General features: G+C 72.8%; 4 protein-coding genes. All 4 read left to right on the top strand.

From position 1 onward, the window contains the following. Positions 1–103 precede the first annotated feature (103 nt). The 4 genes from OYE22_RS05445 (at position 104) to OYE22_RS05430 (ending at position 11,652) form a co-directional block, all read left to right on the top strand. The gene (locus OYE22_RS05445; protein ID WP_277323993.1) at positions 104–6,988 is read left to right on the top strand and encodes a type I polyketide synthase; all 6,885 of its coding nucleotides are present in this window, start codon (positions 104–106) and stop codon (positions 6,986–6,988) included. 126 nt (positions 6,989–7,114) lie between these two features. Then, positions 7,115–8,551, top strand: coding sequence for a class I adenylate-forming enzyme family protein (locus OYE22_RS05440; protein WP_277319346.1), 1,437 nt, complete (start codon positions 7,115–7,117; stop codon positions 8,549–8,551). Further along, positions 8,548–9,612, top strand: coding sequence for an ACP S-malonyltransferase (locus OYE22_RS05435; RefSeq protein ID WP_277319345.1), 1,065 nt, complete (start codon positions 8,548–8,550; stop codon positions 9,610–9,612). The genes OYE22_RS05440 and OYE22_RS05435 overlap by 4 nt, the downstream gene beginning before the upstream one ends. Positions 9,613–9,972: 360 nt before the next feature. After that, positions 9,973–11,652: an FAD-dependent oxidoreductase gene (locus OYE22_RS05430; RefSeq protein WP_277319344.1), complete on the top strand. Its 1,680-nt coding sequence runs from the start codon at positions 9,973–9,975 to the stop codon at positions 11,650–11,652. Positions 11,653–11,676 lie beyond the last annotated feature (24 nt).

Raw genomic sequence — 11,676 nt, 5'->3', positions numbered from 1 at the left:
CACCGACGAGTCGCGGGCGGGCGCCCCACGCCGAGGCCGAGGCCGGCCCGGCCCCACAGCTTTGACGCAGGGTTTTACCCAAGGCAGGAGTTAGGTGAGCACCATGTTGAACGGGTCCAGTGACTCGGGAGATTCCATCGCGCAGGCTGGACCGCACCGCGACGAGAGCCCTGAAGCGCCCTCACTCGGTCCGGACTTCCACGAACTGCCGGACCTCGAACAGCGCAGGGTCCTGTTCGACCTGGTACGCGCACACGTCGCCGCGGCGCTGCGGTCCGACTCCCCGCGCACGCTCGACGCGGACAGCTCGTTCCTCGACCTGGGGCTGGACTCGCTCGCGGCGGTCAACCTGCACCGGGGGCTGGTCGCCGCCACCGGGCTCCCCCTTGAGGTGTCGCTCGCCTTCGAGTACCCGACGCCCAGCCAGCTCGTGGACCACCTCCACCGGAAGATGTCCCCCGTGGCCACGGACGACACCGCTCCCGCGCGTGCCGTCGTGGGCTCGGACGACCCCATCGCCATCGTCGGGATGAGCTGCCGTTTCCCCGGCGGCATCAACAGCCCCGAGGACCTGTGGAAGGTCGTCTCCGAGGGCGTGGACGCCATCACGCCCTTCCCCACCGACCGTGGCTGGGACCTGGAGGCGCTCTACAGCCCGGACCCGGACCGCCCCGGCACCAGCTACGCGACCGAGGGCGGGTTCATCCACGACGCGGCCGAGTTCGACGCGGAGTTCTTCGGCATATCGCCGCGCGAGGCCCTTGCCATGGACCCGCAGCAGCGGCTGCTCCTCGAGACGAGCTGGGAGGTCTTCGAGCGGGCCGGAATCGACGTGACCAAGCTGCGGGGGAGCCGCACCGCCGTCTTCACCGGCGCTGAGCACCACGACTACGGGCCCCACCTGCAGAGCACCAAGAGCGGCCTCGAGGGCTACGCGCTGACCGGCATCGCGGGCAGCGTCGCCTCCGGGCGCATCTCCTACACCTTCGGCTTCGAGGGCCCGGCGTGGACCGTGGACACCGCGTGCTCCTCGTCGCTGGTCTCCCTGCACCAGGCGGCGCAGTCGCTGCGCCAGGGCGAGTGCGATCTGGCGCTCGCCACCGGCGTCGCCACCATGCCGACCCCCGGTGACTTCATCCTCTTCAGCCGCCAGCGCGGACTCTCCTCCAACGGGCGCTGCAAGGCGTTCGGCGCCGAGGCCGACGGCACGTCCTGGGCCGAGGGCGTCGGCGTCCTCCTGGTGGAGCGGCTCTCGGACGCCCGGCGCAACGGCCACGAGGTGCTGGCGATCGTGCGGGGTTCCGCCGTCAACCAGGACGGCGCCAGCAACGGCCTGACGGCCCCCAACGGGCGCTCCCAGCAGCGCGTCATCCGGCAGGCGCTGGCCAACGCCGAGCTGACCGCGGACCAGATCGACGTGATCGAGGCGCACGGCACCGGAACCTCGCTCGGTGACCCCATCGAGGCGCAGGCGCTGATCGCCACCTACGGCGCGAGCCGCCCGGAGGGGCAGCCGGTGTGGCTGGGCTCCCTCAAGTCGAACATCGGCCACACCCAGGCGGCGGCCGGTGTGGGCGCCGTCATCAAGATGGTGATGGCCATGCGCCACGGCATCCTGCCGAAGACGCTGCACGTGGAGGTGCCGACCCCGCACGTGGACTGGGCGTCGGGCGGCGTGGCGCTGCTCGCCGAGCAGCGCGCCTGGCCGGAGACCGGGCGGCCGTTCCGGGCCGGTATCTCCTCGTTCGGCATGAGCGGTACCAACGCGCACGCCATCATCGAGCAGGCCCCGCCGCACGAGCCGGCCCCCGCCACGGACGCCGACGCCGACGCGGAGACGGCCTCCCAGCCCGTGTCCTGGCTGGTGTCCGCCAGGAGCGAGGAGGCGCTGCGGGCACAGGCCGCGCGGCTGCGCGAGCACGTGGTGCGCCACCCCGACGCGCGGCCGGTCGACGTCGGATGGTCGTCCGCCGTGACACGGGCCGCGCTCGAACACCGTGGCGTGGTGGTGGCGTCCGACCGGGATGGGCTGCTGCGCGGCCTCGCGGCGCTCGCCGAGCAGACCGACGCGCCGGGCCTGGTGCGGGGCAGGTCCACGGCGCAGCGGGTGGCGTTCCTGTTCACCGGCCAGGGCGCCCAGCGGCTGGGCATGGGCCGTGAACTCTACGAGACCTACCCGCTCTTCGCCGACGTGTTCGACGAGGCGTGCGACTACCTGGAGGTGCGCCTCGGGGCCTCCGTGCTCGACGTGGTCTTCGGCCCCGAGGACGACGCCGCCGCGACCGCTGACGAGCTCAACCAGACGATGTTCACCCAGGCCGGGCTGTTCGCCTTCGAGGTGGCCCTGTTCCGCCTGCTGGAGTCCTGGGGCGTGCGCCCCGACTTCCTGATGGGGCACTCGGTGGGCGAGATCGCCGCGGCCCACGTCGCCGGGGTGCTGTCCCTGGAGGACGCGTGCGCCCTGGTGGCGGCCCGTGGACGGCTGATGCAGGAACTGCCCGAGGGCGGCGCCATGGTGGCCGTCCAGGCGTCGGAGCGTGAGGTTGCCGAGAGCCTGGAGGGCCGCGAGGACCAGGTGTCGCTGGCGGCGCTCAACGGCCCCACCTCGGTGGTGCTCTCCGGTGACGAGGACGCGGTACTCGAAGTCGCCGGCCACTGGGAGGCCCAGGGCCGCAAGACCAAGCGGCTGCGGGTCAGCCACGCGTTCCACTCCCCCCGGATGGACGCCATGCTGGCGGAGTTCGGCCAGATCGCCGCCTGCCTGCCGTACTCGGCCCCGGCCATCCCGGTCATCTCCAACGTCACCGGCGATGTCGCGGGCGCCGAACTGGCCACCCCCGAGTACTGGGTCCGCCACGTGCGGGAAGCGGTCCGCTTCGACGACGGCATGCGCCGCCTCGCCGACCTGGGCGTGACGACGTGCGTGGAGCTGGGCCCCGACGCCGTGCTGACCGCGATGGGCCAGGACTGCCTGGACGCCGTCGACGCCGACGTGGCCCTCGTGCCCCTGGCCCGCTCCGGGCGCGCCGAGGCCCAGACGCTGGCTGAGGCGGTCGCCACCCTGTACGCGAACGGCGTCGGCGTGGACTGGGAGGCGGTGTACTCCGGGCGCGGCGCGCGCCGCGTCGCCCTGCCGACCTACGCCTTCCAGCACAAGCGGTACTGGCTCGAGGCGGGCGGCGCCGTGACCGGCGACGCCCGCAGCGTCGGCCTCGGCAGGGTGGACCACCCGCTGCTCGGCGGCCTCACCGAACTGGCCGAGGGCGACCGTACGGTGCTCACCGGACGCCTGTCGCTGCAGACCCACCCGTGGCTCGCCGACCACGCCGTGGCCGGCGGAGTGCTCTTCCCCGGCACCGGATTCGTGGAACTCGGCCTGCTCGCGGGCGTCGAGACCGGGGCGGGACGGCTCGGCGAACTCACCCTGGAGACCCCGCTCCTCCTGCCGGAGCAGGGCGGCGTCCGCGTCCAGCTCGTGGTCGGCCCCGCCGACGAGTCCGGCTCGCGACCGCTGGGCGTGTACTCGCGCTCCGACAGCGACGAGCCGGGGGAGGAGTGGGTACGCCACGCCCAGGGCGTCCTGGAGACGGACAGCGGCGCCGAGGTCACCGACAGCCTGCCGCAGTGGCCCCTCCCGGGCGCCGAAGAGGTGCCGATGGAGGGCTTCTACGAGGGCCTGGCCCAGGCCGGTTACGGATACGGGCCGGTCTTCCAGGGCCTGGAGGCGGTCTGGCGGTTGGACGGTGACGTCTACGCCGAGGTGGCGCTGCCGGACTCGGCCGCCCAGGACGCCGGACGGTTCGGCCTGCACCCCGCCCTGCTCGACGCCGCGTTGCACGCCATGGAGATGGGCGACTTCGGCGGCGAGAGCGGACGCGTGACCCTGCCGTTCTCCTTCACCGGGGTGAGCCTGCACGCGGTGGGCGCCGGACGGGTGCGGGTGCGGCTGCGCCCGCGGGGCAAGGACACGGTCGAGCTGCTGGTGACCGACGCCACGGGCGCGCCCGTCGCCTTCGTGGAGACGCTGGTGGTGCGGGAGGTGGCGGCCGAGCGGTTCGCTTCCGGGCCGCGCTCCGCCGGCGGCGACGGAACGCTCTTCCGGGCCAACTGGGACGTGCTCGCCGCCCGCGGCGACGGGGCCGAGGCCGGTGTGTCCACGGCCGTGGTCGGCGCCGACCGGGCGCGGGTGGCCGAACTGCTCGCCGCCTCCGGTGTCGAGCACGCCGAGTACACCGGAGTGGACGCGCTCGTCACCGCCCTCGACGAGGGTGCCCAGGTGCCCGACGTGGTCTGGGCCTGGTGCGGCGCGGACGCGGAGGTCGACGACCTCGCCGACGCCGCCCGCAAGGCCACCCACCGGGCGCTGGCCCTGGTGCAGTCCTGGCTGGCCGAGGACCGGTTCGACGGCACCAGGCTGGTCGTGGTGACCCGCGACGCGGTCGCCGCGGGACCCGGCGACGGTGTCGCCGGACTGTCCAACGCCGCCGTGTGGGGCCTGGTGCGCTCGGCGGCCACCGAGAACCCGGGCCGGTTCCTGCTGGTGGACCTCGACCGCCACGCCGAGTCGGCCGACGCGGCCGCCGGTGTGGTGACCACCGCGCTGGCGGCGGGCGAACACGAGGTGGCGGTCCGCACCGGCCAGGGGCTGGTCCCCCGACTGGCCAGGAACGCCTCCGGACGGGTGCTCGAAGCCCCCGCCGGCACCTCGGCGTGGAAGCTCGGCACCACGGGCGGCGGCACCCTGGACAACCTCTCGCTGCTGCCCGACCCCGTGGCCGAGGCGCCGCTGGCCCCCGGGTACGTCCGGGTCGCGGTGCGTGCCGCCGGTCTGAACTTCCGTGACGCGCTGATCGCCATCGGCATGTACCCCGAGGACGACGCCACCATGGGCGGCGAGGGCGCCGGCGTGGTCCTGGAGGTCGGCCCGGGCGTGACCGACCTGGCCCCCGGAGACCGGGTCATGGGCATGATCAACGCCTCGTTCGGGCCCGTCGCGGTCGCCGACCGGCGGCAGCTCGTCCGCATGCCGCGCGGCTGGACGTTCGCGCAGGGCGCCTCCGTACCGGTGATCTTCCTGACGGCCTACATCGGCCTGGTGGAACTCGGCAAGCTGCGGGCGGGCGAGTCCATCCTGGTGCACACCGCCACCGGCGGCGTGGGCATGGCGGCCGTACAGCTCGCACGCCACCTCGGCGCCGAGGTGTACGCCACGGCCAGCCCCGGCAAGTGGGACACCCTGCGGGCGATGGGGTTCGACGAGAAGCACATCGCCTCCTCCCGTGACCTGGACTTCGAGCCGCGCTTCATGGAGGCGACCGGCGGCCGGGGCGTGGACATGGTGCTGGACTCGCTCGCCCGCGAGTTCGTCGACGCCTCCCTGCGGCTGATGCCCAGGGGCGGGCGGTTCCTGGAGATGGGCAAGATCGACGTACGCGACCCCGAGGTCGTCGCCCAGGACCACCCCGGGGTGGAGTACACGGCGTACGACCTGGTCGCGGCCGACTACGACTGGGTCCAGCGGATGCTGGTCGAGCTGGTCGAGCTCTTCGACAGCGGCGCGCTGCACCCGATCCCGGTGACGGCGTGGGACGTGCGGCGGGCCCCGGACGCGGTGCGGTACATCAGCCAGGCCCGGCACATCGGCAAGAACGTGTTCACCATGCCCCAGGCCCTCGACCCCGAGGGCACGGTCCTGGTCACCGGCGGCACCGGCGGCCTGGGCCGCGAGGTGGCACGCCACCTGGTGGCCGAACGCGGGGTGCGCAACCTGGTGCTGGTCTCCCGGCGCGGGCCGGACGCGGAGGGCGCCGTCGACCTCGCGGCCGAACTCACCGAGGCGGGCGCCTCGGTGACGCTGGCGGCCTGTGACGTGGCCGACCGCGCCTCGCTGGAGCGGGTGCTGTCCGGCATCCCCGCCGACCACCCGCTGACCGCGGTCGTGCACGCGGCGGGCGTACTCGACGACGGTGTCATCGACACGCTGTCGCCGAAGCGGATCGACGCGGTCTTCGAGCCGAAGGTCGACGCGGCGTGGAACCTGCACGAGCTGACCCGGGAGACGGACCTGGCGGAGTTCGTCATGTTCTCCTCCGTCGCCGGTGTGTTCGGCAGCCCGGGACAGGGCAACTACGCCGCCGCCAACTCGTTCCTGGACGCGCTCGCCACCCACCGGCGCGCCCTCGGCCTCCCGGCGGTCTCGCTGGCCTGGGGCCCGTGGGAGCAGGCCGGCGGCATGACCGGCACCCTCAGCCAGGCGGACATGGTGCGCATGGCGCGCGAGGGCATGGCGCCCCTGTCCATGGCGGGCGGTCTGCGGCTGCTGGACGCCGGGGCCACGAGCGAGGACGCCCTGCTCGTGCCGATGCGGCTGGAGACCTCCGCGCTCAGCGGCGGCCAGAGCGACATCCCCGCCCTGCTGCGCGGCGTGGTCCGGGTGCGGAGCAAGGCGGCGGCCGGCGGGAAGGCGACCGCCCCCGAATCGGCCAAGGTACGACTGGCCGGCCTGACCGGAGCCGAGCTGGAGCGGGCGCTGCTCGACCTGGTGCGCGGCAGCGCGGCCATGGTGCTCGGGCACAGCGGCGCCCAGTCCATCGAGCCCGACCGCTCCTTCCAGAACCTCGGCTTCGACTCGCTGGCGGGCGTGGAGTTCCGTAACCGACTGAACTCGGCCACCGGGCTCCGCCTCCCCTCCACGCTGATCTTCGACAACCCCACGCCCGCGGCGCTCGCCGAGTACCTGCGCGGCCGGGTGGTGACGGACGGCCCGGCCGAGCCGGACGTCGATCCGGAAGAGGCCAGGATCCGCGCCCTGCTGACGTCGATCCCGCTGGAGCGGCTGCGCCGCGCGGGCCTGCTCGACACGCTCACCGAGCTGGCGAGCGGCAAGGACCAGACCGAGAAGGACACCGGGGAGAAGGAGACGGACTCCATCGACGCGATGGACGACGACGACCTGATCGACATGATGCTCGGCGACCTCGACAGCTGACGACCCGCGAGTCCCCCCGGAGACCTCCGGGGGGACTCGCGGTCCCGGCCCACGGCTCGCGGAGGGTCGCCGTCGTGGGGCCCACCCCAAGAGACCGCAAGAAGAAGAAAGGCTCAGTGAAACCCGATGACCGCAAAGGTCTTTGCGACGGAAGCGGTGCATTCGCTTCCCGAGTTCGAGCAGAGGGCCCTGACCATCGCCGAAGCGCTCCGCGACCGCGGGGTCGGTGACGGCAGCCGGGTCATGCTCAAGGCCGGCAACTCCGCCGGCTTCGTCGGGGTCCTCCTCGCTCTGATGCACACCGGCGCGTCGATCGTCATGGTCGACCACCAGGAACGGCCGGACGCCACCCAGCGCATCTGCGACCTGGCCGGGGTCAAGGTCTGCGTGGTCGACGACGACACGCCGATGCCCGCGAACAGCCCGGCCCAGGTCACCGTCTACGAACTGCTCGCGGCGTCCATGGAGTACACCCCCGCCGAGCCGCGGCTCTCCCTCGACGCCTGGTGCGAGCTGCCCGACGGCCTGATCATGTGGTCCTCCGGCTCCACCGGGGAGCCCAAGGGCGTCGTCAAGACCGGGGCGAAGTTCCTGAAGAACCTGGAGCGCAACGCCCAGCAGGTGGGCCACCGCCCCGACGACGTCCTGCTGCCGCTGCTGCCCTTCTCCCACCAGTACGGGCTGTCCATGGTGCTCATCGCCTGGCTGGTCAAGTGCTCGCTGGTCATCGCGCCCTACCGGCGGCTGGACCGGGCGATGATCATGGCGGGCACCTGCGGGGCCACCGTGGTCGACGCCACCCCGGCCAGCTACCGCAGCATGCTCAACATGATCGGCCGCAAGCCCGCGCTGGCGGACGCGCTGTCCGGTGTCCGGATGTTCTGCAGCGGGGCGGCCCCGCTGGACCCGGGCCTGGTCGCCGACTACGTCAGCCGGTTCGGCCTGCCCCTGCTGGACAGCTACGGCAGCACCGAGGCCGGGAACGTGGCCTTCGCCACCGAGGACAACGCGGTCGCCTGCGGACGGGCCGTCGAGGGCCTGAAGCTGCGGATCGTCGACGACGAGGGCGCCGTCCTGGCCTCCGGCGAGGTCGGGGAGATCCAGGTCCACTCGCCCGACCTGATGGAGGGCTACCTGGCGGAGGACGGCACGGTCACCCCCGTCGACCCCACCAGGACCGACTGGTACCCCACCGGCGACTTCGGCTACCTGGACGGCGGGGACAACCTCTTCGTCCTCGGCCGGAAGTCCGCGGCGCACCGCAACGGCCACACGCTCTACCCCGACATCATCGAGCACAAGCTGGCCGCGGCCGGCTGCCTGGTCAAGGTCGTCCCGATCCCCGACGAACAGCGCGGCTGTCAGCTCGTCTTCTTCGTGGAGGACGAGCAGCAGCGCGAGCCACGGCACTGGCGGGAGCCGATCACCTCCGTGCTGCCCGACGTTGAGCACCCCAACCGCGTACACGTCCTGGAGCGATTCCCCCTGAACCGCAACGGCAAGCCCGACAAACGACAGCTCGAGCAGCTCGCTCTCGACCTGGCACCGCGAGCGAAGGCATGACCGAGCAGCGGGCCACAGAGGCGCAGACCACGAAGGCGCGAGCCGCCGAGCAGCAGGCCGCCGAGCCGCAGGCCACCGAGGCGCGGACGTCCGATCCGGAGACCAGCCGTACGGCCATGGTCTTCCCCGGGATGGGACCCTTCCGCTTCACCGACGTGGGCGAGTTCCTGCTGACCAACCCCCACGCCCGGCGCCGGCTCGCGATCGCCGACGAGGTGGTGGGGTACTCCGTGTTCGACCGGTACCGCCAGTCGGACGCCGACGAGGAGGAGCAGTACAGCGCGCACACCCAGATCGCCTTCCTGACGGTCTGCCTCGCCCTCGCCGACTGGGCGGAGGAGACGCTGGGGGAGCGGCCCGAGCTGTGCGCCGGACCGAGCTTCGGCCAGCGGGCCGCGGTGACCTACGCGGGGTCCCTGCCGTTCGAGGAGACCGTGCGACTCACCGCCGAGCTGGCGCGCTGCGAGGAGGAGTACTTCCGGCAGGAGCACCGTGACGCGGTCACGCACTGTGTGATCCACACCCCCGAGGAGCGGCTCCAGGAGGCGCTGGCCGAACTGGACGCCGAGGGGGAGTGGCACGACGTCTCCGGCTACATCGACCAGGGTTTCTACCTCGTGTCCCTGCGCGAGCCGGTGCTCGACCGGTTCAAGAAGCGGATCGGCGAGCTGGGCGGTTACAACATGTACACCATGTGGCCGCCCGTGCACGCCCCGGCGTTCGGCGCGCTGCGTCGCAAGGCGGAGGAGGAGGTCCTCGCCACCTTCGAGGTGGCCGACCCCAAGCTGCCGATCGTCGCCGACCAGAACGGCGAGCTGCTGACCGGCGCGGACGGGGTACGCACCATGCTGCTCGACACCTTCGACCACCCGATCCGCTGGCCGGACATGGTGGAGACGATGCGGGAGCAAGGCATCACCAGGGTCTGCGTCGCGGGCCCGGACAACCTCTTCGGCCGGGTGAACCGCACCGTGGACAACTTCGAGGTCGTGGCCATCGACGCCCGCAAGGCGATGCGCCCGCGGGTCCGGCAGCGGAGCGCCCGCCGGGCGAGGCGGTGATCGTGGGCGCTGCCCCCGGGCAGCGCCCACCGTGCCGCCGAGCGTCGCGGACGTCGCGCCTGGGCGATCGTCCCCCGGGTACCCGATTCCCCCCTGGCGCCACTCACGTGCGCGCGTACGGGGGCGGGCGGGTGGGCCGTGCGCCGGCCCTGGCTGGTCGGTGCCGGGCGGCCGTGACCAGCAATTCCCTAGAGTCCTCCGTCCTCGCTGGTCTGTGCCCCGCGCGCCGTGCTGGGCTATGGATCGCACACCCACCACAGGGAGAAGCCATGTGTGATGCGCGAGGTTCGGGTCTGCTACCACGGGGGAGGGCCGGTCGGCCCGGCGCGGGCCCCGGCGTGGCGAGGGGATAGGCCCGACATGCTCCTCACCACCCCCTACGAGAACGGCCCGTCGAGCCCTCCCATCACCATGCTCGGCCCCGACTTCCCCTTCGCGTACGACGACTGGCTGAGCCACCCGGCGGGCCTGGGCGCCGTCCCGGCCGACGCCGTGGGAACCGAGGTCGCGATCGTCGGCGGCGGGATGGCCGGGCTGGTCGCCGCGTACGAACTGATGCGGATGGGACTGCGGCCGGTCCTCCACGAGGCGGAACGCCTGGGCGGCCGGATGCGCTCCGCCAGCTTCGACGGGTTCCCGGACGAGGTGGCCGAGTTGGGGGCCATGCGGTTCCCGCTCTCGGCCACCGCGCTGTTCCACTACGTCCGCGCGCTGGGCCTGCGCACCACGCCGTTCCCCAACCCGCTCAGCCCCTGCACCCCCATGACGGTGCTGGACATCGGCGGCGCCAGCCACTGGGCCCGGACCGAGGCGGACCTGCCGCCCGTCTACCGGGAGGTCGCTGACGCCTGGGACAAGACGTTGCGCGAGCGGGCCGACATCTGGGTCATGCAGGAGGCGATCCGCACCCGGGACACGGCCACGATCAAGGCGCTGTGGAACCGCCTCGTGCCGCTCCTGGACGACCAGTCCTTCTACGGCTTCCTCAGCACCACGCCCGCCTTCGCCTCCTTCCGGCTCCGTGAGCTCTTCGGACAGGTCGGCTTCGGCACCGGCGGCTGGGACACCGACTTCCCCAACTCGATGCTGGAGATCCTGCGCGTCATATACACCGAGGCCGACGTCGACCAGCAGATCATCGAGGGCGGCTGCGAACAGGTGCCGCTGGGCCTGTGGCGGCACGCCCCCGAGGGCCTCGCGCACTGGCCGGCTGGTACGTCGCTCGCCACGCTCCACGAGGACCGGCCCCGGCCCGCCGTCACCGCGCTGCGCCGCGCGGGGGACCGTATCGCGGTCACCGACGCCGACGGGCAGACGCGCGACTACCGGGCGGTGGTCTTCACCGGGCAGCACCGGCTGCTGAACAGCCGGGTCGCCTGCGACGACGCGCTGCTGCCCGGGCCGGTCCGGTCGGCGATCGAGCGCACCCACTACATGGGTTCCTCCAAACTGTTCGCGCTCACCGACCGGCCGTTCTGGCTGGACGTCGACGCCGCCACCGGGCGGGACGTGATGGGCATGACGCTCACCGACAGGCTGCCGCGTTCGGTGTACCTCTTCGGCCGGGGACCCGACCGCCCCGGAGTGATGTGCCTGTCCTACACCTGGAACGACGACTCGCAGCGGGTCGCCGCGCTGTCCGCCGAGGAGCGGTTGGAGATCGTCCTGCGCTCGCTCGGCGAGATCTATCCGGACGTGGACATCCGGTCGCACATCATCGCGCCGCCGGTGGCCGTCAGTTGGGAGAACGCACCCTGGTTCACCGGAGCCTTCAAGGCCAACCTGCCGGGCCACTACCGCTACCAGCGCCGCCTGTTCACCCACTTCATGCAGGGTGAGCTGCCCGAGCACCAGCGGGGCTTCTTCCTGGCCGGCGACGACGTCTCCTGGACCGGCGGCTTCGCGGAGGGAGCGGTCACCACGGCGCTGAACGCCGTGTGGGGGGTCGTACGCCATCTCGGCGGCGGCTGCCACCCGGCCAACCCCGGCCCGGGGGACGCGTTCGCCGAACTCGCGCCCCTGGAACTGGACGAGCCCTGACCCGAGGGCACCACGGAGAACGCG

The organism is Streptomyces sp. 71268, from assembly GCF_029392895.1.
Lineage (GTDB): Bacteria > Actinomycetota > Actinomycetes > Streptomycetales > Streptomycetaceae > Streptomyces.
The sequence above is the reverse complement of the archived record's forward strand: the minus strand, read 5'-3'. Positions and strand labels throughout refer to the sequence as shown.

Bases quoted from the DNA above. Each gene is read 5' to 3' on its own strand.
- OYE22_RS05440 (WP_277319346.1), top strand. From the start codon at position 7,115: ATGACCGCAAAGGTCTTTGCGACGGAAGCGGTGCATTCGCTTCCCGAG.
- OYE22_RS05430 (WP_277319344.1), top strand. From the start codon at position 9,973: ATGCTCCTCACCACCCCCTACGAGAACGGCCCGTCGAGCCCTCCCATC.
- OYE22_RS05435 (WP_277319345.1), top strand. From the start codon at position 8,548: ATGACCGAGCAGCGGGCCACAGAGGCGCAGACCACGAAGGCGCGAGCC.
- OYE22_RS05445 (WP_277323993.1), top strand. From the start codon at position 104: ATGTTGAACGGGTCCAGTGACTCGGGAGATTCCATCGCGCAGGCTGGA.